Source organism: Pseudoalteromonas sp. CF6-2 (assembly GCF_021729425.1).
Classification (GTDB): domain Bacteria; phylum Pseudomonadota; class Gammaproteobacteria; order Enterobacterales; family Alteromonadaceae; genus Pseudoalteromonas; species Pseudoalteromonas arabiensis.
The window spans coordinates 1,247,306-1,271,414 of the sequence record NZ_CP091442.1; the positions used below are offsets into that span (position 1 = coordinate 1,247,306).

The 24,109-nt window shown below is 41.0% G+C and carries 25 protein-coding genes; 15 read left to right on the plus strand and 10 right to left on the minus strand.

Annotated features, from left to right (window positions below; all coding sequences use genetic code 11):
- Positions 1–49: 49 nt before the first annotated feature.
- The 6 genes from L3Q70_RS05715 to L3Q70_RS05740 all read left to right on the plus strand — a co-directional run bounded on the left by L3Q70_RS05715 (position 50) and on the right by L3Q70_RS05740 (position 6,210).
- Positions 50–1,486, plus strand: a complete 1,437-nt coding sequence (locus L3Q70_RS05715) for a chitinase (RefSeq protein WP_157066237.1) — start codon at positions 50–52, stop codon at positions 1,484–1,486.
- A 329-nt stretch (positions 1,487–1,815) separates the two neighbouring features.
- Complete coding sequence (locus tag L3Q70_RS05720; RefSeq protein WP_062570551.1) at positions 1,816–2,865, plus strand: GGDEF domain-containing protein; 1,050 nt, start codon at positions 1,816–1,818, stop codon at positions 2,863–2,865.
- 114 nt (positions 2,866–2,979) lie between these two features.
- Positions 2,980–3,861 carry a MipA/OmpV family protein gene (locus L3Q70_RS05725; protein ID WP_228074438.1) on the plus strand — a complete coding sequence of 294 codons (882 nt, stop codon included), beginning with the start codon at positions 2,980–2,982 and terminating at the stop codon, positions 3,859–3,861.
- A 1-nt stretch (position 3,862) separates the two neighbouring features.
- On the plus strand, positions 3,863–4,249 hold the full coding sequence (locus L3Q70_RS05730) for a DUF3019 domain-containing protein (RefSeq protein WP_062570553.1): 387 nt from the start codon (positions 3,863–3,865) through the stop codon (positions 4,247–4,249).
- Between the two features lie 14 nt (positions 4,250–4,263).
- A complete protein-coding gene (locus L3Q70_RS05735; protein WP_237115044.1) occupies positions 4,264–4,956 on the plus strand; it encodes a response regulator in 693 nt (230 codons plus the stop codon).
- A gap of 6 nt (positions 4,957–4,962) precedes the next feature.
- A complete protein-coding gene (locus L3Q70_RS05740; RefSeq protein WP_237115045.1) occupies positions 4,963–6,210 on the plus strand; it encodes an ATP-binding protein in 1,248 nt (415 codons plus the stop codon).
- A gap of 203 nt (positions 6,211–6,413) precedes the next feature.
- Here the strand turns inward: L3Q70_RS05740 and L3Q70_RS05745 are convergent, their stop codons facing one another.
- From L3Q70_RS05745 to L3Q70_RS05755, 3 genes are all read right to left on the minus strand, one after another.
- Positions 6,414–6,629, minus strand: a complete 216-nt coding sequence (locus L3Q70_RS05745; protein WP_062570556.1) for a DUF3820 family protein — start codon at positions 6,627–6,629, stop codon at positions 6,414–6,416.
- Positions 6,630–6,775: 146 nt separating this feature from the next.
- The gene (locus L3Q70_RS05750) at positions 6,776–7,057 is read right to left on the minus strand and encodes a hypothetical protein (RefSeq protein ID WP_062570557.1); all 282 of its coding nucleotides are present in this window, start codon (positions 7,055–7,057) and stop codon (positions 6,776–6,778) included.
- Between the two features lie 285 nt (positions 7,058–7,342).
- Positions 7,343–8,914, minus strand: coding sequence for a cation:proton antiporter family protein (locus L3Q70_RS05755; RefSeq protein WP_237115046.1), 1,572 nt, complete (start codon positions 8,912–8,914; stop codon positions 7,343–7,345).
- 222 nt (positions 8,915–9,136) lie between these two features.
- Between L3Q70_RS05755 and L3Q70_RS05760 the strand changes: the two genes are divergently transcribed.
- Together L3Q70_RS05760 and L3Q70_RS05765 are read left to right on the plus strand one after the other, a co-directional pair.
- Complete coding sequence (locus L3Q70_RS05760; protein ID WP_062570559.1) at positions 9,137–9,880, plus strand: sporulation protein; 744 nt, start codon at positions 9,137–9,139, stop codon at positions 9,878–9,880.
- A gap of 68 nt (positions 9,881–9,948) precedes the next feature.
- Positions 9,949–10,386 carry a GNAT family N-acetyltransferase gene (locus tag L3Q70_RS05765; protein ID WP_062570560.1) on the plus strand — a complete coding sequence of 146 codons (438 nt, stop codon included), beginning with the start codon at positions 9,949–9,951 and terminating at the stop codon, positions 10,384–10,386.
- A 31-nt stretch (positions 10,387–10,417) separates the two neighbouring features.
- Here L3Q70_RS05765 and L3Q70_RS05770 read toward each other — a convergent pair whose 3' ends face one another.
- From L3Q70_RS05770 to L3Q70_RS05795, 6 genes are all read right to left on the minus strand, one after another.
- Positions 10,418–11,770 carry a sodium-dependent transporter gene (locus tag L3Q70_RS05770; RefSeq protein ID WP_062570561.1) on the minus strand — a complete coding sequence of 451 codons (1,353 nt, stop codon included), beginning with the start codon at positions 11,768–11,770 and terminating at the stop codon, positions 10,418–10,420.
- A 173-nt stretch (positions 11,771–11,943) separates the two neighbouring features.
- Positions 11,944–13,233 carry an ATP-binding protein gene (locus tag L3Q70_RS05775; RefSeq protein WP_193988586.1) on the minus strand — a complete coding sequence of 430 codons (1,290 nt, stop codon included), beginning with the start codon at positions 13,231–13,233 and terminating at the stop codon, positions 11,944–11,946.
- A gap of 12 nt (positions 13,234–13,245) precedes the next feature.
- The gene (locus L3Q70_RS05780; RefSeq protein ID WP_193988587.1) at positions 13,246–13,953 is read right to left on the minus strand and encodes a response regulator transcription factor; all 708 of its coding nucleotides are present in this window, start codon (positions 13,951–13,953) and stop codon (positions 13,246–13,248) included.
- 16 nt (positions 13,954–13,969) lie between these two features.
- On the minus strand, positions 13,970–14,353 hold the full coding sequence (locus L3Q70_RS05785; RefSeq protein WP_193988588.1) for a DUF3019 domain-containing protein: 384 nt from the start codon (positions 14,351–14,353) through the stop codon (positions 13,970–13,972).
- Complete coding sequence (locus L3Q70_RS05790; RefSeq protein WP_237115047.1) at positions 14,343–15,182, minus strand: MipA/OmpV family protein; 840 nt, start codon at positions 15,180–15,182, stop codon at positions 14,343–14,345. Before L3Q70_RS05790 ends, L3Q70_RS05785 begins: the two co-directional genes overlap by 11 nt.
- A 177-nt stretch (positions 15,183–15,359) precedes the next feature.
- Positions 15,360–16,166, minus strand: coding sequence for a hypothetical protein (locus L3Q70_RS05795; protein ID WP_062570566.1), 807 nt, complete (start codon positions 16,164–16,166; stop codon positions 15,360–15,362).
- A gap of 115 nt (positions 16,167–16,281) precedes the next feature.
- On the opposite strand from L3Q70_RS05795, the gene L3Q70_RS05800 reads away from it, so the two are divergent.
- Positions 16,282–17,439: a serine hydrolase domain-containing protein gene (locus tag L3Q70_RS05800; RefSeq protein ID WP_062570567.1), complete on the plus strand. Its 1,158-nt coding sequence runs from the start codon at positions 16,282–16,284 to the stop codon at positions 17,437–17,439.
- Between the two features lie 67 nt (positions 17,440–17,506).
- Here the strand turns inward: L3Q70_RS05800 and yhbY are convergent, their stop codons facing one another.
- The gene (yhbY, locus tag L3Q70_RS05805; RefSeq protein ID WP_062570568.1) at positions 17,507–17,803 is read right to left on the minus strand and encodes a ribosome assembly RNA-binding protein YhbY; all 297 of its coding nucleotides are present in this window, start codon (positions 17,801–17,803) and stop codon (positions 17,507–17,509) included.
- Positions 17,804–17,892: 89 nt separating this feature from the next.
- On the opposite strand from yhbY, the gene rlmE reads away from it, so the two are divergent.
- The 6 genes from rlmE to secG all read left to right on the plus strand — a co-directional run bounded on the left by rlmE (position 17,893) and on the right by secG (position 24,050).
- Positions 17,893–18,522 (plus strand): 23S rRNA (uridine(2552)-2'-O)-methyltransferase RlmE, encoded by a 630-nt coding sequence (gene rlmE, locus L3Q70_RS05810; protein ID WP_062570569.1) that lies wholly within the window; start codon positions 17,893–17,895, stop codon positions 18,520–18,522.
- A 57-nt stretch (positions 18,523–18,579) separates the two neighbouring features.
- The gene (gene ftsH / locus L3Q70_RS05815; protein WP_193988591.1) at positions 18,580–20,529 is read left to right on the plus strand and encodes an ATP-dependent zinc metalloprotease FtsH; all 1,950 of its coding nucleotides are present in this window, start codon (positions 18,580–18,582) and stop codon (positions 20,527–20,529) included.
- Between the two features lie 156 nt (positions 20,530–20,685).
- Positions 20,686–21,534, plus strand: a complete 849-nt coding sequence (gene folP, locus L3Q70_RS05820) for a dihydropteroate synthase (protein ID WP_193988592.1) — start codon at positions 20,686–20,688, stop codon at positions 21,532–21,534.
- Entirely contained in the window at positions 21,527–22,882 is a 1,356-nt protein-coding gene (gene glmM / locus L3Q70_RS05825) for a phosphoglucosamine mutase (protein ID WP_062570572.1), read from the plus strand. The genes folP and glmM overlap by 8 nt, the downstream gene beginning before the upstream one ends.
- A gap of 69 nt (positions 22,883–22,951) precedes the next feature.
- Entirely contained in the window at positions 22,952–23,701 is a 750-nt protein-coding gene (gene tpiA, locus L3Q70_RS05830; protein WP_237115048.1) for a triose-phosphate isomerase, read from the plus strand.
- 1 nt (position 23,702) lies between these two features.
- On the plus strand, positions 23,703–24,050 hold the full coding sequence (gene secG, locus L3Q70_RS05835) for a preprotein translocase subunit SecG (protein ID WP_062570574.1): 348 nt from the start codon (positions 23,703–23,705) through the stop codon (positions 24,048–24,050).
- Positions 24,051–24,109 lie beyond the last annotated feature (59 nt).

Sequence of the window (24,109 nt, forward strand, 5' to 3'; positions counted from 1 at the left end):
ATAAAAGGTTAAAACCCATTTTAGAAACACACAATTCAAAGGAAAGACGATGAAAACCCACTCTATTAAACTGCTTGCTCTGCAAGTTGCTCTTATCGCCTCTGCTAATGCATTAACGATTGTTGATGACCCGAATAACCCAAACGGCTATTTGCTATCTCGTGCAGAACTAAATGCGGCTCGTGATGCTAAAGCATCCGATCCCATGTATCAGACTTGGGCAAAAGCGCTTGAAACGAGGGATAATAGTATTGTTGAAGCTATTACACCTAACAATGCAAGCAACCCTGAAAACGTGAAACGTGTTGAACGAGTCTTTGGTCAGCAAGAGTGGGATTTTCTGACGGGAATGGCTGCGCCAGAGTATACTTATACACGTTTTTTGCGGGCAATTGGTAAGTTCCCTGCTTTTTGTGGTGAATACACCGATGGTCGAGATTCTGATGCCATTTGTAAAAAGTCTATCATCACGGCATTTGCACACTTTGCACAAGAAACCGGTGGTCATATCGCCAAAGATAATATCTCTGATAACCCATTACAACTTGAAGAATGGCAACAGGCTTTAGTACATGTCCGCGAAATGGGGTGGTCAGAAGGGCAGGCCGGTTATACAACAGGGTGTGGTCAAAATGATTGGCAAAATCGCCGTTGGCCATGCGCAGAAGGACAAGGTTATTTCGGCCGCGGTGCGAAGCAGCTTTCGTATCATTTTAATTATGGTGCATTTTCGGAAGTGATGTTTAATGGTGATGCAACTGTGCTACTTAACAACCCAAGCTTAGTGGCAGATTCTTGGCTTAATCTTGCTTCAGCAATTTGGTTTTTCTTGACACCTCAAGCACCTAAACCGGCGATGCTACACGTTATTGATAGAACTTGGGTGCCATCACAAAAAGAGCTCAGTGCGGGGATCGGATACGGTTTTGGCACAACAATTAATGTAATAAATGGGGGAATTGAATGTGGCGAGCAAAACCGCACCAAAGGACAGCCAGTAAATCGCATTCGCTATTGGGAAGGTCTATCGAATTACTATTATATCCCGATTGAAACAGATGAAGAGAACACCTGCTGGCAGCAAACTCCTTTTGGTAGTTTAAACCTTAATGATTCGACCGATGTTCTCTACACAAACTGGGAAGCAGACTGGGCATATTACAGCGACAGACCAGGAGGCCAATCATTTGAGTGTAAGTTAGTTGGTTATCAAACTGCCTATTCAGCATTGGTCCCTGGTGATTATGAAAAGTGCGTAACAAACTTTTATCAATCTCATGTAAACTGGCCTCAAGTAACAGTCGTCGACACGCTAACACCACCAGAGGGCAATCCTCCGGTAGGTGGTGTTGCAGCATGGGATAGTACAAAGGTATATGTTAAAGACGACAAAGTAAGTTTTAACAATGTCATATATGTCGCTAAGTGGTGGACTCAAGGTGACTCGCCAGAAACAGCTAATGGACCTTGGTCAGCTGTAAACTAATTTCAAACCATTCAATAAAACCTAAGGCGGTTGATATAATTGTTATCAGCCGCCTATAAATCCCCAGTTATTTAACTTTTGGCTAAACTGACGCGGTGATTTTTCACGTCATTTTCTTAAATTAGCAGATCTCATCTTTTTTACTTAGAGTTTTTGGGTTATTTTGTTCCGCAAAAATAGCCATAAAAACAATCCTTTTGTATTGTTTTTTGTTAATGGTTTCCGTGTTTTTTGCTGGGATTTAGCGATTATTGCAGATTTTTTATTGATTTTTTTCAATGTGTTGCTAACGTAAATCAAAATAATAAAAATACTGATGGCATGGACACATGATTCTGTCAGCTCACGTTGAGCATTCGCTGAGCTATTCAAGTAGCTGTTTGAAGCGCGCTATTCCCTTAATGGTTAAATACAAAATGCCTATTACACCGCTTAATTATGCGTTGTGGTATTGCTATGTAAGTGGCAGAAATAAAGCGCTTAATGAAGAACTTGATAATATTATTCGCACATTCAGTACATGCGACCAAGAGCGAGCCAAGTATCTTTTTAATAAATATTTATCTCAAGATGATCTGTCTTTGTTCTATCAACTATCGAATGATTTTAATGGTGTTGTAAGTAATGTTCAGCAAGGCATAAACGACACGCTTGTTCACTCTATTCAGTTTAATCAAACACTCCAAGAGTGCCGAGAGCAACTCAATGATGTAAATTTAAGTGATGGAGATAGCTTTGATAATGTGTTGGACTGTGTAGAGCGACTAAGTGGTGAGTCAGCCGCTTTACAAAACCGTGCACAGGATTTTCAAAACCAGTTAGCACAAGCCTATGCAGAAATATCCGAATTAAAGCAGGAGCTTAGTCTTTCGAAAAATAAAGCAGAAAAAGATACGCTGACAGGCCTTTATAATCGAGGCAAGTTTGATGAAGACATTTCTCGATTCTGCCAAGCGGCTCATTTGGCTGGTCTTGCGGTGTTGGTGATGGTTGATATTGATCATTTTAAGCAATTTAATGATACATTCGGACACCAAAAGGGAGACCAAGTTCTGAGAGCTGTAGCGAGTAAATTACTCAAACACGTGTCAAGTGTAGGGCAGGTTTATCGCTTTGGTGGGGAAGAGTTTTGCTTTACTGCACATTTTGCAAGTGTCAGTGATATGACTAACTTTACTCAACAGCTGCGCATCGCGATATCGAAGTTACAAGTCAAGAAACCTAAATCGACTAATGTGTTAAGTAAGATAACGGCAAGTTTTGGTATTGCTATTAAGTCTAAGAATAGTCAACCAGAACAACTGATTGCTAAAGCTGACCAAGCTCTTTATCTTGCCAAAGAGCATGGAAGAAACCGTCTTGAGATTGTTGAAGAGTAACAAACTTAGCTGATATATGTATCAAAATTGTGAATACTTGTAACCTATAAAAGACAGCCTATTCACACCTTGATACCATAGACTAACTGGAAACTGCCTGTGGTCGTAACAAACATGAAAACGATAACGATCAATAATTGGGTAATGATGTGCATCTTGATTTTTATATCGATGAATCAAGTCTGTGCTGAAGACTCAACCCGCACAGAACGAGAAAGTCGTTCAGCATCTCAAGAAGTTGAAGCCAATAAGTGGTATTTGGGTGTCAATACAGGAGCTGGGGTGATCACAAACCCGCTGTATGGAGGTGATAATCTACCGCTTATACTCTTACCTGAAATTGCTTATTACGGTGAAAAGTGGTTTTTTGATAATGGTCGACTTGGTTATGCTTTTCATGAAACGTCATCTCATGTTTTTAATGTAGTGGCGGAGTTTAACCCTGAAACGCGCTTTTTTATTGATTTTCACCCTAGTAATGTTTTTGCGCTGCAAACTTCGAGTAGTTTTGTCAATTCCACAGAAAAGAATGAATTGAATGCTGAGCGTATCTCTGTGAACGATATCAGTAAGCGTCGTTGGGCATTAGATGCAGGCTTAAGTTACCATTACATTCATAATAACCATATATTCTCGCTACAAGCATTAGCAGATGTATCCAATGTATATAAAGGCACAAGAAGTGCAGTTCAGTGGCAGACACTCCAGCAAATAGGTCAGTTAGAACTGACTCCAAGTTTAGGCGTTTGGTATAAATCCGCGAAGTTAAACGATTACTTTTATGGCTTATCGGCGAAAGAAACCTTACATGGGAAAATTGGTGTTGGCAGTAGTTGGCAACCTTATGCTAAAATCGACGCCCGTTGGCCCTTGAGTGAGGGCAACTCACTTCGTTTTCATTTAGCATATTACGATTACTCGGGCGTAGATGACAGTCCGCTTTTTGAACACACGTATTCGATGACTGCTTTTATAGGATTCAATCATATTTTTTAATATGAAGTTTTTTGTTTTTAGTCTGGGTGTGTTTGTTGCTGTTTTTTGGGGATTCCCGAGCCATGCACAAGCATCTCTCTTCGATGTATCACCTAAAGTGTGTGTTGTTTTTCAACAGCACGAATTTTGCGATCTTGAACTAAAAATAAGTTGGCAGTTAACACACCCTCAAGATGTATGTTTGTATCAGAATGATCAACAAGTTCAGTGCTGGCAGAACATGCAAAAAGGCCGTTTTAGCTATAAAGCGCGGGTTCAGGTTGAAACAATATACTCCTTAGTCAATCCGCACACGGGGAGCAAAGTTGCGACAGCAAAAGTTGAAGTGCAGAGCACAGAAGCAAAAACGACAAGACGAAGATTACGCTCTCCGTGGAGCTTTTTTTAATTCAGGAGCAACCAATGACAAAGATTTTACTTGTTGAAGATGATCTCGGTTTACAACAGTTAACACGAGACTACCTTCAGCACAATGGGTTGGATGTTGCGGTCCTTGAACGCGGCGATGAAGTTTTCGAATACCTAGAAAATAACACTGTTGATTTAATGATTCTTGATGTCATGTTACCAGGTAAAGATGGCTTTAGTGTGTGCCGTCAAGTACGCGATAAGTTTAACTTGCCAATTCTTATGTTAACCGCGAAAGGTGAAGATTTTGATCAGGTCATCGGTCTGGAGCTTGGTGCTGATGATTATGTAATTAAACCGGCAGAACCGCGTGTACTACTTGCAAGAATCAATGCGTTACTGCGCCGTGGGCATGCAACGACTAAAGCCCCTGAAGAAATCACATTTGGTGATTTATCAATTGATAAAACGAGTCGCATTGTTACACTTAAAGGCAATGAGATTACACTTACATCACATGAATTTGAATTATTGTGGCTTTTAGCTTCAAATGCAGGTGAAGTGCTAAGCCGTGAGCATGTCCATCAACATATGATTGGACGTCAATATGATGGTTTAGATCGCACTGTTGATGTTCGGGTATCAAGAATCCGTAAGAAGTTAGGTGATAACAGTGATAAACCATACCGTATTAAAACAGTTTGGGGACAGGGATACTTATTCGTATCAGATGCTTGGGAAATCTAGCTGTTAATGGGGAAGCTGTTTGCGAGTTTATATCTTTATATAATCGTTTCTCTGTTTCTTGTCAGTGGGGTCATCGAACAACTGTGGCCCTATGAAGACTCCCAACAGCAAATTGCACTCGATAAAGAATTTGGTAAATCGCTCTGGTTATTAAGCCAAACTAAAGACGGCTTATCGAAGCTACAAGATGAATTTGATAGTGAAATCATCGACAGGAATGACTTGGCACTTCCTGATGATTTAAAAGCCGATTTAGCTTCTCACCATTATTTGTACTTATTTAACCAACAACAAGAGGTTATTTGGTACATAACACTCAACGATCAGCAGTTACTTCATATTGGCCCATTGACTGTATCGAACCCAAGCTTTAGCTCTGTCTGGCCTTATTTTTTACTGTTGATGGTTGTCGGTGTTCCTGTAGGCTTATGGAGTTTTTTACTGTGGAGAGATTTTAATAAACTGACCCTTGCTTGTGAGGCTGTAGGTGGTGCGCAAGATTTTGAATTACATGATGCTTCAAAGTCTTTTTTCTTACCGATCACCGATACTTTATCTGCCATGCAAGAGCGTATTCAATACTTATTAGCAGCACAGCAGGAGCTAACCTCATCAGTTTCTCATGAATTTAGAACGCCGCTAGCGCGTTTGAAATTCGCAATAGCAATGCTTGAAGAACAAGTAGAGAATGAGCAGTCTTTTACCTATTTAGACAATATGCATGCAGATATTGTTGAACTTGAAGCGTTAGTGTCAGAAATGCTTGAGTATGCACGTTTAGAATCCCACAAGCCTAACCTTATCAACCGCTCATGTGATTTAACTGCCCTCGTTACCAGTGTGGTTAATAAACTTGAGTTTGCGACAGATATAGACGTGCAAATAAAGGCACCGCTTAGCTTAATTTATAAGTGTGATGAGCACTTTATGGCTCGCTGTATTCAAAACTTATTAGGTAATGCGCAAAAGTATGCTGCACATACAATCATTGTTTCCCTAGAAGAGCATAATAAAGAGCTTGTCATAACCGTTGAAGACGATGGACCTGGCATTGCTAAAAGTGAGTGGGAGAGTGTGTTTAAGCCATTCAAGCGTTTAGATAAAAGTAGAGATAAGAAAACAGGTGGCTTTGGCTTAGGGCTGGCGATTGTTGCTAAAATTATAAGCTGGCATCGTGGTACGTATGAAGTGAGTGACTCTGAATTGGGCGGTGCAAAGTTTACCATCCGCTTATTTAATACAGAAGATTATTGAGTTTCTGATAAAGCATACTGTTTAATAGTAAAGCTGTAACGCTGATAGTGATAGGTTAAATCGTTTAAAGTAATTAACTATTTTATGACCTATTTAGACATAAAAAAAGCGCCTTGAGGCGCTTTTTTTGAGGTTAAAACCAAAAATAAACAAGTAGCAAATTAATAGACCGCCAGTCAGCAAAAAAGTTCTCAAAAATAAAATTATTTATTGTCTAAAAGGGGCATCAACATTTGCTCTAACCCGTTTAGTTTTACTTCATACATCATTGCCAGCTGAGCGCCAAGCTGACCTGCTGGAAAGCCCTGTTGCTTAAACCACACTAAATAAGGTTCAGGCAATAGTAAAAGAGGGCGTCCAGCGTACTTGCCGAATGGCATTTTCGTATTAATGGCTTGTTTAAGTTGAGCTGTATCCATCTTTATCTCAAACAATTGTTAAAGCTAAATGATACGGTAAAAAGGAGAGAGAAAATAGGCTGTGACGGGCAAGAAACAGCCTATTTAGTGAGGGAGGTAGGCCCCCACAATAGCGTAGCGTTTATTTCGTTAATGACGAAATAAAGTTAATGTAATTGGTGACGACTTTTTTTCGAAAAACCAAGTTCTTTTAATCTACTAACAATACTTGGGTCATCAATTCGAGCGGGGGTTTTACCCTCTCGAAGAAAGTGATCATGTGGCACTTGATAAACATCGAGCATTTTATTAAACAATACAGTTCTAATGTCTGTTGCGCTCATGCCATTTTGCTGTAACTCATCCAGTCGACGTTGTATGTCAATAAGTTTCCCCGAACAAGCATCATCTGCGTTTACTTTTAACGCACTGGTAAACTTATCTTTCATCTTAAACAACCTCAATTAGCTTAACAGTAATCGCACAAACGAAATCGTAAACAGGATTAATAAACTTTTTTGTGCTAAAAATAGATACTTAGCAAAGTATCATATGGCGAGTTTACTCTTTTTTTTGATTGGATGGCTAATCTGGATGTAAAGCTTTGTAAATAAGCTTGACCTGCTTTAGGTACGCCTATTGAAGTGTACTAAAAATAGCAATAGCAAGTCGCTGAATATAATGAAAATAATTCTCAGTACCAAATATGGGCCCTGAGAATTATTTTTTTTACATTATGAGAAAAGTTTTTGTTTTACGTGCTCGGCAAAGCCGCTCCCCGCTTCTAGATAAAAGTTATAGGTAGAATCTACACCCATATCTTCTAACTCTTTTTGCTGGTCAGGGTAATTTGCAATAGCCGTTACTTGGCCTTGGTATCCAGACGCTTTTAGCTGCTCTAGGGCAAAAATATTCTGCATGTGCTTTGGCATCGCAAGCATAACCATGCCAACATGAGAGTGATTTACCCGTTGCCAAAAGTCAGGGTCTGTGGCGTCAGCTAAAAGAACGCGGCGTCCTCGTTTAATGTGCTTATCCACCACATCAGGTTTAATATCAATGCCAGCAACGAGGTTTGGATGTGTTTGACTAATTGTTTCGTACGCCCCTGTACCAATACGGCCCATACCAAAAATAACGATTTTGGTATCGTTTAAGTTCACTGGTAACTCTTCGGTTAAGCGGCTATTACTTTCAAATTTAAGTAGCCAGTGCTCAATTTTGACATAAATTTCGTTAGAGCGTTTATTTAAAGGAGATGCCAAAATAAAAGTAATTGATACGGCAATCGCCATAACCGCGAGCCATTCGGAGGTGATCATATTACTACTAGCAGCAACGGCACAAACGATTAAACCAAACTCACTATAGTTAGCAAGGCTAAATGCGCTAAGCAGTGAAGTACGTGCACGTAATTTAAAGGCGTTAGTTAAAACATAATAGAGCGCAACTTTAATTGGTAACACTAAAATAATCACCATCGCAACCAATACAGCATGCGCGGTAAGCTCCGCGTTTAAACCTATGTTTAGGAAGAAGCCAACAAGCAAGATATCTTTCAGATTTAGTAATGATTTTGATAGCTCACCCGCTTTTTTATGGGGAGCAAACATCATCCCTATGATAAGCGCGCCTAAATCGCCTTTGAGTCCAGCAAATTCAAAGGCTTGATAACCTAAAACCAGCGCAAAGAAAAAGCCAAATAAAGGCAGTAATTCACCATGCTTAGAGCGATTTAAAATCCAAAACATAATAGGGCGCAGAACCGGAAGCCCTATTAATAATGCTAATGCCCAAATATTAGGTGCTTTACCTGTACTAATCGCTAAGAAAATAACTGCGAATATATCCTGCATTACCAAGATACCTATTGCAATTTTGCCATGTAGACTAGACATTTCTCCGCGTTCTTCAAGGACTTTAACGGCAAACACAGTACTCGAAAAGCTAAATGCAAAACCAACCAAGAGTGCACTTTGCCAAGTCAGTTCGCTGAAAAGAGGAAGTGCGAATGCGCCAAGCATCAGCATAAAACCGCTAAAGAGGGTGCTGCTCAGTACAATATGCATTGACGCTGGTGCCCATACTTGTGGTTTTATAAGGTTAGAAACTTTTAATTTTAAACCAATACTAAACAGCAGTAAGGTTACGCCTAAGCTCGCTAGTGTGTTGAGTAATTCAGTGGTTTTATAGCCATATAAGTTGAGGGCAAACCCTGCTAATAAAAAACCAATTAAAGGAGGAAGCTTTAGCTGATAGACAGCAAAGCCGCACACGAACGCCGTAGCAAAGTATATAAGTTCCATAATTCTTCTTTTGACTTCATTTGTTAGGAGTGTAGCGAAATATTCACTAATGGAAAACAATATCGAATATAAAGAGTCTAAAAAATGAACACTTACGCACTATTTATTGATTAATGCGCTAAAAGCATCATTTTTTCGCTGACATTAGCTTTTAATTGTGGTTAAGATGCAACAACAAAGGAATTTAAGCCAACTAGAAAAGAGACGGCTTAAGGAGAAAAGATGTTTAAGAAAATCCTTGCATCAGTAGGTATTGGTGCAGCAAAGGTGGACACTGTACTGGAAACAGAGCACTTACAACCAGGCCAAAAATTTAATGCAGTTATCGTTATTAAAGGCGGCGATGTAGAGCAAGATATTACTGGCTTAGACTTAGCATTAATGACGCGTGTTAAAGTTGAAGGTGAAGATGGTGAGTATTTTACAAATCATGTGATCGAAAAATGGCGTATCACGGATGTCGGCACGATTGCAGCGGGCGAAGAGAGGCATATTCCGTTTGAAGCACGCCTACATTCAGAGACCCCAATCACGGAAATTAACGCTGGCTATAATCAATCACATGTTTGGTTAGAAACGGGTCTTGATATTGATATGGCGCTTGATCCAACGGATCGTGACTCATTACATATTTATCCGAATGATGCTGTTAGCACGTTTATGCACGCAATGGATAAATTAGGTTTTAACCTAGTCAAGGCAGATGTTGAAAAGGGTTATCTACGCGCACCTACGTTTCAATCTCACTCAGGTTGTTATCAGGAACTTGAGTATCGTCCAGATAGCCGAAGCCTTTTTGGTTTACAAGAAGTTGAGCTGTCGTTTGTGCCTGAAGCTCATAAAACGCATGTGTTAATTGAATTAGACCGTGCTTTTAGAGGGGATGGTTATGTTGATTTAACGATAGAACATGATCACGTAAACCTGTCGCAATTATGTGACCAATTAGAGCGGTTATTCGCTTAGGGCTTAATCGAATAGGTACACTTTAAACCCAGCTACGGCTGGGTTTTTTGTCTTGCAAAAGGAATCTTATGTTTTCTGTTAAGAGTTACGCTGAACTCAGTAAAGATGAGTTATTCGCGATTTTACGAGCACGGGTTGAGGTGTTTGTTGTAGAGCAAACCTGTGCTTATCCAGAGATTGACGAGGTTGATAACCATGACCTGACTCAGCATCTCTTTGTGTTCAAAGAACAACAGCTAGCTGCCTACGCTCGGTGTTATGACAAAAATGAGCAGTTCAGTGCATTTGGTCGTGTACTTGTTGCTAAGCAATTTAGGGGACAAGGGTTGGCAAGCAAACTTGTGCAAATGGCTATAGAGACATGTCAGCAACGCTGGCCAGAGAAAGCTATTTTGATAGGCGCTCAATGTTATTTAACGGGCTTTTATCAACAGTTTGGCTTTAAAAATGTCGGTGATGATTACTTAGAAGACGGCATTCCACATCAGGATATGTGTTTGAAGTAGCCCAAAGCAAAGGGCCACTTCAAGTAAGCGCTTAGCTTAACAGCGAGTTGGCGAATACCAGTGCAATAGCCAATGGACAAATGAATTTGATATACCATGGCCACACTTTCCAGAAGAAGCTGTTTGCAGCTTCTGGGCAGCCTTGTTGAATTTCTTTTAATAAAGATGCACGGTGCCAAATCCAACCGACAAATATACAACACATTAATCCTAAAATTGGTTGGCCAATCTTAGTGGTTAGTGTGATCACAAAGCCAAACAATGTGCCTAAGTTAAAAACGATCGTAAAGCTGACAAGGGCAATAATACCGCCAATTAACCATGTCGCCTGCACGCGTTTTAGAGCAAAGCGCTCAACCGCATAAGAGACGGGTGCCTCCAGCATTGAAATAGATGAAGTTAACGCTGCAATACTCATTAAAGCAAAAAAGGCAAAGCCAACGAAAATACCCACATCACCCATGCTGGTGAAAAGTGCGGGCAGCACTTGAAACACTAACGTATCTTCAGACAGTAGTACGCCTTCAGCAGAGAAAATCTGTACGCCTTGTGCCTGTGCAACATACATCGCAGGAATAATCAATAAACCGGCTACAAAGGCAATAAACACATCGATCAAAGTAACATAAGCACCCAAGGACACGAGATTCTCTTTTTTGCTAATGTATGAACCATAGATGATCATCACACTGGTGCCCAAAGATAGCGAGAAAAATGCTTGTCCAAGGGCATTAACTAGCAGCTCTGGGTTTAAAATAGATGAAAAGTCAGGCACTAAGTAGGCTTTTAAACCTTCAACTGCGCCATCTTGGGTCATCACATAAATGATAAGCATAAACAAAATGCCTAATAGAGCAGGCATCAGGCGCTTTGACCATTTCTCAATGCCGTTTTCAACACCTTTAGAAATAATAGCAACGGTCAAAATAATAAACGCAGCAGTAAAAATTAGGTTTCTTGATAGTGACTGCTCACCTAACCAAGTAATTGCAGGCTCTTGAGCAGTTAATTGTGCTACGGGCTCTAATGTTGCACTGAGCATCCAGCCCGCTACGATGGCATAAAAGCTTAAAATTAAACCAGCACAAATAATACCGCCAAAGCCGACTACAAAAGCAAATTTTTTCTGCCATGGCTGGTTTGTAACTTTTCTAAGGGAACTGACAGCATTGGCTTGGCCATGACGGCCTATAACAAGCTCTGCCATTAATGCTGGGTAAGCTAGGCAAAATGCAAGTACTAAGTAAGCAACTAAAAATGCTGCGCCGCCATTACTTGCTGTTTGTGTAGGGAAACCCCAAATATTTCCTAAGCCAACAGCGGAGCCTGCTGCGGCCATAATAAATCCAAAGCGGGAGCTGAACTCCCCACGTGATGCGCTCATATTATTGTTACTTCTCTATTTGTGACGGCGCTGACAATCTACTTCAATTAACACTAAATAAAAAGGGTTAATAGTGGGCATTTTTACTTGTAATCGCCTCGAATCTGCTGCCAGCATATATTTCGTTCAATTAGCTAATACAATACGTAACAATTAACACAATTGAAACATATTCAAAGGCTTTTATTTTGAATACTGAGGGTAAAGCATGCGCCACCAAGAGACTGGCTTTTTGATACGCTGACAGTGCCATGATGCCAATCAGCCACTTTTGCAACAATCGCGAGGCCTAAGCCATAGCTTTCACCGTCACGATTTCGGTGACTTTGTTCTTGAAAGAACGGACTGAATATTTTCCCCCAGTTTTTTTTATGCACTCCTGGGCCATCATCTTCTACTTTAATAGTAACGAAGCCTTGGTTGTAGGAGGCTGATAAAACTATTTCGCAGCGTGCAAAGTCACATGCATTACTTAATAGGTTTACAATCGCACGTGCTAACCAATCTAAGTCGGCACATATATGTCCTTGTTTTATGTCGTGAATGATGCGTAATGAACGTTGCTCAAGCTTAGGGTGAACTTGTTGAATCAAGCTGAGTAAGTAGCTTTCTAAGTCAGATTCGCTAAAGGTTAGTTTATTTGCTTTTTGCTCTAAGGTAGCAAAAGCAAGATAACTTTTTAGCATTGACTCCATTTGATCTAAATCTTGCTCCATTCGAGATAAGTACTCAAGACGTTTTTCCTCATTAGTACAATCTTGCGCGGCTTCTAAACCGAAGCGTAAGCACGCAACAGGGGTTCTTATATCATGCGATAAACTCGACGCCATTAGCTTGTTTTCATCAAGTAGTTTCTCAATTTGATTCGCCATGCGATTAAAGGTGAGCTCGACATCTTTAATATAGGTAAAATGAGATGGTTTAATGCGGGTAGCTAAATCACCTTTAGCGAAGCGTTGCGCGGCATCATTAAGGATGCTGAGACGTTTTGCAAGTGGAGCAATAATAAAGCCCATAAAAACACATAACCCAGCATAGAAGAGTAGGGTAAGGAGAACATCATTCCCTTGCTCATGTAAATGCGCTTTCTCTAGACGCATTTTAAGATGGTGTGAGCCAAGTGCCTGCTCGCTGTAGAGTAAGTAGTATCCTTGTTGATCTTCGAGTATTAAGCCTGTAGGCATTGTAATTTGCGAAAGCAGAGAGTGAGGAAGTGCTAATGCTTGAGTTGAGCGATACTCTAGTTGCACGTTGAAATCTTGCTCTAGCTGCTTGATTGCATTCTCGCGTTTATCCGCAGGCAGTACCGACAACTGTTTAGTAAACCCTTTAATCATTTGGGTTTGGCTATGAAAAGTATCTTGCGGCTGATGGGTTTGCTGACTAAATGCGTCAATTAACCAGCCCAATATGATTATTGATAGCAGTGCACTGCCCAGTAATGAAATATAAAACTTTTTCACGCGTTATATCATCTATTGCCACGCTGTCGCGACGAGCAAGTAGCCACGTCCCCAGATTGTTTTAATTTTTTCAGGGTGTTGGGGATCATCATTAAATTTTTTGCGTAGTGACGAAATAAGCACATCGACACTTCTGTCTAACCCATCATATTCTCTGCCTTTTGTTGCTTTGAACACGGCATCGCGCGACACAACCTGACCTGCATTACTGGCCAAGTAATGCAGCAATAGGTATTCCGCACTTGAAATATGCACTTCTTGATCGGCAAAAAAAACAGTGCGTGATTCGGTGTCTATAGTAAGTTTGCCAACAGTTATGTTGGGATTTTCTAAGCGCGACTCTTTGTTATCTGTATTTGCACGTAAGGCCGTTTTTATGCGGGCTAAGAGTGCTCGTGGTCGTACAGGTTTCATCATGTAATCACTTGCACCGACTTCAAGGCCAATTACTTCGTCCATTTCATCGTCTCTGGCTGTGAGCATAATAATAGGCGCTTGGTAAAACTGTCTTAACTCTCGACACACACTAATACCATCTTGACCAGGCAGCATGATATCTAATAAAACTAAGTCCGGTGGTGTCGCTCTGACTTGCTCAATGACTTGGTCACCACGTTGACAAATTGTTGTTTTATAGCCTTGCTCAGTTAAGTATTCTGCGACCCACTTAGCCAGTGAAATATCATCTTCTACTAGCAGAATCGTGCCATAATGTTCCATTTTTTACTCCAAACAGTTAAAACAGTCGCCAACGGCGTTTCTTTTGGCGATTTTGGTAGACCCACTGCACTTGTATTTCAGTGGTGTCAACGACCTTGCCATTGTTACTATTGACCAATTCAAAGTTGACCGTTATTGCAGAGTCAAACTGATAGCGAAAAAAGCCCGTTTTTTGCATAAGCCAACACTGCATAATATGTTTACTTTGACCATCACGTAAGCAGTAATTACCCTTTGGCTGGTGCCAAGATATTTCCACATCAGCATAGCAATTTCGTCCTTCACGAAGGGCAACACAGGTATCAGGTAGTGATACTAGGCTTGTCTCTTCATTGGGCTGCTCTTGCGCTTTGACGCTGATTATAGGGAGCGCTAATAAGAAATAGTATTTAAAAAACATAGCGCAGGCCTACCTTGGCTTTGTGCTGATATTCTTGGGAGACAATAGGACTGTGATGAATATCATCAGAAAACCATGTTGATAGCCAGCCGGTTAAAAATACCCAGTTTTGGTTTATTGGGTATTCAGCATGAAACTCAAAGATAAGACTGTAGGATGTGCTCGGGGTGTAAACAGGTCTGTTTAAATTAGCTTCAGAAGGAGTAATACCGAAGTAATAGTTAGTAAAATCTTCAGAATAAGCACTTAGCCCGATACCTGAGCGAAACTCCCAATTACGCCAAGGAATTATCTGACTAAAGAAGCTGTTCATTACCCAGCCATTATGGGCGCCTGACATATCATGTAAATACTCAAAGGAGATCTGCGAATTATCAAAGCGTCTTGATAAGCGCAGTCCAACATCAAAGTCATAATTTCTGCTTTTAATACCGGCAAGCTCTTCAATTACGTCTTCTTCGTAAAAAGCTAAGCCGGTTTCATCGAAGCCAGATTGAATATTTGTACCAACTAGGTCAAGTCCCCATTCGAACTTATCAATCACGCTGTAGCCAATGGTCAGCCCACCACTTAATTGGCTTTGATCATAATCAAGGTAAAAGTGTTCGTAGGAAAGAGCAAGGTGAATGTCTGGTTCAAAGCCATCATTGTAAGAGTCCATACCGACTAAATAAGAGTCTTCGATATAATAGCCAGCCCCAACTCCCCAATCCCATGCAAAACCTTGGCTGGGTTCTAACGTATTATCAGCGTAGTAACGATTACTTGCATAAGAAGATGTTGCCAATAAAGATAAGCAAAAAAATAATATGGCGCGGCTGGTTTGCAAGTGTGTTGTCCTTGTTACAAATAAGTGAAGTCATCATTATATACGCAATTAGTATATTGTTAAGGAGTTCCCAAAATCTGTAAAAAAGTGTAGTCGAGTCGTAAAGGTGTTAGGGAAGTGTAGCTTGAAGAGAGAAGTAGGTGTTTGCACTTTTGTTAAGTGCAAACACCAACCTTTTTATTGAACTTTAATTTTATCGATTAAGATACTGGTGAGATAATACTGCATCATAGGCGTAAGAGCACTGATTTCAGTACGGTTACATGGGCCTTGCTCTTTTGTTAAAGCGCTCATGCGAGAAATTGTTTGATACTGAGGTATCACAATATCGGTATTATTTATACGCGACATACGCGCTTGTTCCGTATTATGTTCATTAACAAAGCTGGCAACTTCTAGTTCGTTCTTGATCAATTGCTGTTGCTCAAAGCTATAGATGAGCGGCTCACGGTGAAAGCTAGCACTGTCTATAGATGACTTCGCGAACCAGACAACATCGCCTGTTTTTTTATGGGTTAGGCGCATACTTACCTGTGCTTGAATGGTGGCACATTGTTGAGTTGGGAATTGCTCTGCTACTTGGTCAAAAAGTGGCAATGGTTTTTCAGGTATCACTAATTGGTATTCGGTATCGTCAACAAGCTCTAAATCAAGCTGGTGGATAGACAATGTGTAATCTGCTTGGCCATTTTGGACAACTTTTAATTGTTTTTCATTTAATGCTTCTGTTAATTGCGCATATAAAGTGTCAGTTACGCTTGTTTTATCAGCAACGATTGCAACGGTTTGGTTTGCATTTACTGTATGCGCAGGGAGTTGTACCGATTTAACTTTTGGGGCTGCATGTTCAGTTTTATATTCAATTTGAAAACGTTGGCTTTTAAGCGACGGTTTTTCTGGCATCGCTAGTAAAGGCGCTGGCTCTGGTTTAAGGGCGCAACCAGCTGAAATAATTGTAAAAAGCAGTACTACAAGTAAGCGCATAAAGAAAAGTCTACCCATAAAAAAGTTAATATTGTGCGTATTGTACGTTAGTCGAAGCAAAAGTTCATGATATTATGTAATGAGAAACTTCCGAAACAGACTAAAACAATAACGAATGAAGTACACGCTCACTTTTATAATCTTTCTATTTTCTTCTTTTTTTCTCCTTCTTTTCAGTGGGTATGCTTCAGGCAGTGACTCAAATTGGCAGCCCTTCGTTAGCGAGTACAATAAATACCTAAGAGGAAAGTTAAGAGCCAAAGGAATTCCCGGTGGCTCTTTGGCAATTGTTAAAGTGGGTGAGGAAGACTTTGTCCAAGGCATTGGCCGAACTAAAATATCAAAAGGGCGAAAAGTAGATAAACACACACGATTTCGCTTGGCTTCAGTTTCTAAAACATTTGCAGGGTCATTGACATCAAAGCTTGCGACTCAGGGAGAGTTCAATATTGACGATCCGATCAGTAAGTTCATTCCTGAATTTAATAATACTGTCTATAAAGATGATTTAAAAATTTATCATATTCTGAGCCATTCAAGCGGTTTAGTGCCAAATGCTTACGACAATTTAATAGAATCAAGAATGAGTTACCCAGACATTGTTAAACAGCTTCTAACTGTTGAACCTATTTGCAAACCGGGTGAGTGTTATGGCTATCAAAATGTGATGTTCAGTCTCATTGATTCAATTATTTATAAAACAACTCAAATGGATTATGCCCATTGGATAGCTGAATATATTTTTGCACCATTAAAAATGACGGATGCGAGCGTAGGCTACGAAGGTATGGTGCGTGACAATAATTATGCTCATCCTCATGTAAGAGGAAGAAAGCGTTGGTACACCTCTCGCTTAAAAAAGAATTACTACAAGGTAGCAGCCGCTGCGGGGGTTAATGCCAGCGCTAGTGATATGGCTATTTGGTTAAATGCGCAGCTAGGCCAGTACCCTGATGTTTTGCCGCTGGATGCGCTTATAAAACAAACGCGACCATACACCCATACAAAAAAAGAAACACGGCGTCGGGTATGGCGAGGGCATGTAAAAGATGCCTATTACGGCCTTGGTTGGCGAGTATATGATTACGATGGAGAAGTACTTTATTACCATAGTGGTTGGGTACAAGGCTACCGCAGTGACTTAGTCGTTTTTCCACATTTAAATATTGGTTTTAGTCTAGTACTTAATGCGGAAACAGGGTTAATTAATGAGCTAACAACCGAATTTATAAATCGCACACTGAAATATGCGCGAGAAAGTGAGTCGAGCTAGTTATATATTTAGTCTAGGCATTAAAAAAGCCAGCAAGCTGGCTTTTTTATAGAATTGGCTTTCAATCTTAACCGCGAGGTAATTGAATCTTTTTCTCTTCACTTTGACGGTAAAGAACAATGGTATGGCCAATTGTTTGAAGTTTTACAGCACCGGTCTCGCGAACAATTGCATCGAAAATTAATACTTTTGTTTCACGTTCATCCGTTGGTACTTTTACTTTAATAAGCTCGTGGATATCTAGGGCGCTTTCAATTTCAACTAAAACGCCTTCGGTTAAACCGTTTGCGCCAAGTAATACCACAGGCTTTAAACTGTGTGCTTGACCTTTTAAAAACTGCTTTTGTTTGTTCGATAATTTCATGATGTTACAAATTTTGCTGAATATGGCTTGAATTAAGGGTATTCTAACGCCATCTAGAGAATATTACTAATTAGTTACGTATTAATTTTATGGCAAATAAAAAACATTCAGCTAGTTCTAAGCGATGGCTGAAGGAACATTTTGACGATCCTTATGTTCACGAAGCGCAGAAGAAAGGTTGGCGCTCTCGTGCGGTATTCAAATTAGATGAAATTCAAAATAAAGATAAATTAATTAAACCAGCCATGACTGTGGTTGATTTAGGTGCTGCTCCAGGAAGTTGGTCACAGTATCTTGCTGAAAAGGTGGGTGATAAAGGCCAAGTTGTTGCCTGTGACATCTTGCCAATGGATTCGTTAGCAGGCGTAGACTTTTTGCAAGGTGACTTTCGAGAAGAAGCGGTATTAGATGCGCTATTAACGCGCATTGATGGGAAAAATGTGGATGTTGTATTTTCTGACATGGCCCCCAATATGAGTGGTAATACATCGGTTGATCAGGCCGGAAGCATGTATCTAGTTGAGCTTGCATTAGATATGTGTCACCAAGTTTTGAAGAAAAATGGTGCTTTTTGTGTGAAAGTTTTCCAAGGTGAAGGGTTTGATCAATACTTACAGGACGTACGTAATAGCTTTAAAGCGGTCAAGATCAGAAAGCCTGATGCATCGCGTGCCCGTTCTCGGGAAGTTTATATAGTGGCGACGGGATACAAACTGTAGTACAGTTGTGCTGCGTTAAGTTGAATTTATATTAATTGGATACAAGAGGTTAACCCCTTGAGCGATATGGCGAAAAATCTAATACTCTGGCTGGTCATTGCTGTTGTGCTAATGTCAGTCTTTCAGAGCTTTAATGGTGGCGATCAAGCTGATCGCCAAACAAGTTATACCCAGTTTGTTAGCGATGCACGTAGCGGCGCTATTCAAGAGGTTTCTATTGAAAGTAGCTCAGGTACGATTACCGGCACCAAAACCAATGGTGAGCGCTTTCAAACTATCATGCCGATGTACGATAAAGATATTTTAAATGATCTTTTGAAAAGCAATGTGAATGTAAAGGGTGTAAAACCTGAAGAGCAATCTTTCCTCGCCAGCATTTTAATCTCTTGGTTCCCAATGCTGCTGCTAATTGGTGTATGGATATTCTTCATGCGTCAAATGCAAGGTGGTGGCGGTAAAGGTGCGATGTCTTTCGGTAAGAGTAAAGCGCGCCTAATGAGCGAAGACCAAGTTAAAACAACCTTTGCTGATGTTGCTGGCTGTGATGAAGCAAAAGAGGACGTTACTGAGCTTGTTGATTTCTTACGTGATCCATCTAAATTCCAAAAATTAGGTGGTAGCATTCCTAAAGGTGTGCTCATGGTAGGTCCACCTGGTACGGGTAAAACGTTACTTGCCAAAGCCGTTGCAGGTGAAGCCAAAGTGCCGTTTTTCACAATCTCAGGTTCTGATTTCGTAGAAATGTTCGTTGGTGTGGGTGCATCACGTGTACGTGACATGTTCGAGCAAGCTAAAAAAGCAGCGCCTTGTATCATCTTTATTGATGAAATCGATGCAGTAGGTCGTAAACGTGGCGCTGGCATGGGTGGTGGTCACGATGAGCGTGAGCAAACACTCAACCAAATGCTCGTAGAAATGGACGGCTTTGAAGGTAATGAAGGTATTATCGTTATTGCCGCGACTAACCGTCCTGATGTTCTTGACCCTGCATTATTACGTCCTGGTCGTTTTGACCGTCAAGTTGTGGTTGGTTTACCTGATATTCGTGGTCGTGAGCAAATTCTTAAAGTGCATATGCGCAAAGTACCATTGGGTGACAACGTAGAAGCAGCAGTTATTGCACGCGGTACACCGGGCTTTTCGGGTGCTGACCTTGCTAACTTAGTAAACGAAGCTGCATTATATGCAGCGCGTGGTAACAAGCGTGTTGTCAGCATGGCTGAATTTGATGCTGCTAAAGACAAAATCATGATGGGCGCAGAACGCAAGACCATGGTAATGAGTGAGCAAGAGAAAGAAATGACTGCTTACCATGAAGCGGGTCACGCGATTGTTGGTCGTATGGTGCCTGAACACGATCCAGTCTATAAAGTGTCTATTATCCCTCGTGGTCGTGCATTGGGTGTAACAATGTACCTACCTGAGCAAGACCGTGTTAGCCACTCTAAAGAGCTTTTAGAGTCAATGATTTCGAGCTTGTATGGTGGTCGTATTGCTGAGGCACTTATATACGGTGAAGATAAAGTGACGACAGGTGCAAGTAACGACATCGAACGTGCCACGGACATCGCTCGTAAAATGGTGACGCAGTGGGGCTTGAGTGAAAAGCTTGGTCCATTACTTTACGCTGAAGACCAAAACGAAATGTACATGGGTGGTGGCGGAAGCCGCTCGATGAGCATGTCGGATGAAACAGCAAAGGTTATTGATAGTGAAGTGCGCTTGTTCTCTGATCGTAACTATGAACGCGCTGAACAAATCTTAAAAGATAATATTGATATCTTACATGCGATGAAAGATGCATTGATGAAATATGAAACCATTGATGCAGGTCAAATAGACGATCTCATGGCGCGTAAGCCAGTCCGCGAACCGCGTGATATGCATGATCGCAGACCAGAAGAGAAGAAAAGTACAGAAAAGCCGGCTGAGCCAGCCTCAGAAGAGCCGAAAAATGATGATTCAGCTAAAAAGGATGAAACAAGCCTTGATGATAAAGCGGAATAATCGTTAAAATAGTACAAGCAAAAGCCCCGAATGCCGGGGCTTTTTTGTAGACAAATTTTAAAATACCGACCCGCAATCAGACTTCATCAGCGAAGAGGTATAACTGTTTACTGAAAACATTTTTAGCCATTGCTATACATGTCGTAAAGGTGATAAATGACCGTTCTTAATTTACCCCGAGGTCGCACTTTACACCTCGATTCCCCAGTTGTGATGGGAATTTTAAATGTCACACCCGATTCATTTTCAGACGGCGGCAGCTATTGTCAATTAGACAGCGCTGTCAACCAAGCTAGCAGACTACTAGAGCACGGTGCCTTAATTATTGATATTGGTGGTGAGTCAACCCGTCCTGGCGCACCAGATGTTTCGTTAGAAGATGAATTAGCGAGAGTTATTCCGCTTGTAAAAGCGCTTCGTGAACACAGTGATTGTGTTATTTCAATTGATACCAGCAAAAGTGAAGTTATGCGCCAAGCTATTGAAGCAGGTGCAGATATTATAAATGATGTACGTGCTCTTCAAGAGCCTGGTGCCATTGAGGTGCTCGCTCAGTATCCAGATGTGGCAGTGTGCTTAATGCACATGCAAGGGCAGCCTCGCACAATGCAAGTGGCCCCGCAATACGATGACTTGTTTGCTGATATAAACAGCTTTTTTGCTGCGCGTATTGAAGCGTGTGAGCAAGCGGGTATTCAGCGAGAGCGAATTATACTAGATCCAGGTTTTGGGTTTGGAAAATCATTGGCACATAACTATCAAATCCTCGACAAATTCGATGATTTTAATCAATTCAAACTACCTGTTTTAGCGGGCTTATCTCGAAAGTCTATGATAGGTAATTTACTAAATAGAGACACAGATGAACGCCTAGCAGGTAGCCTTGCTGGCGCACTTATTGCCGCGCAAAATGGCGCAAAGATCATCCGTGTTCATGATGTATTAGAAACTGTAGATGCCTTAACCGTTTGGCAGGCGTGTAATAAAGGATTTTTAAATGAGTAAAACAAGAAAATATTTTGGCACGGATGGTGTACGCGGTATGGTTGGGGAATATCCAATCACACCTGAGTTTGCCCTAAAGCTAGGTTGGGCTGCAGGACGAGTTTTATCAAAGATTGGCACCAAAAAAGTGATCATTGGTAAAGATACGCGCATCTCAGGTTATATGTTAGAAACGTCTCTTGAGGCAGGCTTAATTGCCGCAGGTATTGATGTGGTTCTACTCGGGCCGATGCCGACTCCTGCGGTTGCATACCTTACACAAACGTTCCGTGCTGAAGCGGGTATTGTTATTAGTGCTTCTCATAACCCTTATCATGATAATGGTATTAAATTCTTTTCAAGTCGGGGTTTAAAACTCCCTGATGATGTGGAGCTAGAAATTGAAGCCATGATGGATGAGCCGATGACGTGTGTTGCATCCGATAAACTCGGAAAAGCACGCCGCTTAGAAACGGCCGATGGTCGTTATATTGAGTTCTGTAAGAGCCAATTCCCGCAAGGATTATCACTTGAAGGGTTAAAAATAGTCCTCGATTGTGCCAACGGTGCTACCTACCACATTGCACCATCGGTGATGAGAGAACTAGGTGCAGAAGTGATTTGTCATGCATGCGAGCCGAATGGAGTAAATATTAACCTTGAATGTGGTGCCACTCATGTTGAGACACTTAAACGCAAAGTGCTTGAACACAATGCTGATGTAGGGATTGCCTATGATGGTGATGGCGACCGTGTCATGATGGTGGACCATAACGGCCGTGTATTTGACGGTGATGATATTGTTTATATTATTGCTTGCCAAGCTGCAAATGATGACATGCTAGGTGGTGGTGTTGTTGGTACTGTCATGTCTAATATGGGGCTTGAAAATGCACTTAAGTCACGCGGTATTGATTTTGCCAGAAGCAAAGTTGGTGATCGTTATGTAATGGAGCTGTTACAAGAGAAAGGGTGGAAAATAGGTGGCGAAAGTTCAGGCCATGTATTGAACCTTGATTTAATTAGTACAGGCGATGGCATTATTTCGAGCTTACAAGTGCTTGCAGCAATGGTCGCGCAAAATAAAACATTACAAGACCTAGGTGCGGGTTTCACAAAATACCCAATGAAAATGATTAATGTTCGTTACCCTCAAGGAACCGATCCTACTCAAGCTCAGGCGGTGATTGACTGTGTGGCTGAGGTTGAAGAAAAACTTGGTAACACTGGACGTGTATTACTTCGTAAGTCAGGCACTGAACCCGTTGTGCGTGTTATGGTCGAAGCTGACCAAGAGAAAATTGTACTCGATAATGCACAGAAAATCGCTCAAGTTGTCGAATCTGTGAGCAAACAAACCGAGGTATAACAATAACCTCTTGTAACTTTGGGCAAGTCGAGTTAGTATCTTGCCCGCTTTCTAATGTGGAGTGGAATTATGGCAACACGTAAGCCAATGGTTGCAGGTAACTGGAAAATGAACGGCTCATTAGAGCTCGTTGAACAGTTATCTCAGGCAATTAAAAACGTTCAATCGGATGAACTGGATATTGTGGTTTTTCCACCATTCCCATTGATGAGTAGTTTGCTACAACGTGATGTGCTTGTTGGCTCACAGACTGTATCTGAGAATCAAGCAGGTGCATTTACAGGTGAAGTCGATGCGCAGCTTATAAAAGATTTAGGCGCCACATACGCATTGGTTGGTCACTCAGAACGTCGAAGCATTTACGGTGAGTCAGACCAAATTGTTGCAGAAAAATTCGCTCGTGCGCAAGAAGTAGGCTTAACACCTATATTATGTGTTGGTGAAAGTGAGCAACAACGCGAAGCAAATGAAACCGAATTAGTGGTTGCAGCACAAATTGATGCTGTAATTGATAAATTAGGTGTAGCAGCACTGAAGAATTCTGTGGTAGCATACGAGCCCGTTTGGGCCATTGGTACAGGTAAAACTGCTTCACCTGAGCAAGCTCAAGCTGTGCATAAATTTATCCGCGAAAAAGTCGCTTCACTAGATAGCGATTTAGCCGCGCAGCTAACCATCTTATATGGTGGTAGCGTGAATGAAAAAAATAGCGAATTATTATTTGCACAACCAGATATAGATGGCGGCCTTATTGGCGGCGCAAGTCTAAAAGCAGACTCATTCACTGCAATCTGTGAGAGTGCAAAAGGGACCGTATAAGATGTACGAAATTTTATTAGTAGTTTATTTAATCGTTGCTTTAGCGCTTGTAGGTATGGTTTTAATCCAACAAGGTAAAGGCGCAGACATGGGCTCATCATTCGGTGCAGGCGCTTCTGCTACTGTGTTTGGTTCATCTGGTGCTGGTAACTTTATGACTAAAACAACGACAATTCTTGCCACAGTATTCTTTGTGTTAAGTATTGTTCTAGGTAACCTTACAGCCGGTCAAATTAAAAAGACTGACGAATGGGAAAACCTAGAAGCTGCGCCAGCTGTTGAAACAGTAACACCAGCACAAGATGATGTGCCTGTTACTGAAGAGAAAAGCTCTGACGTACCAAACTAATTAGCGTTGCTAAATTAGGTTAAGCAGTTACTTTCCTCAAGTAATAATAACGCTTAACA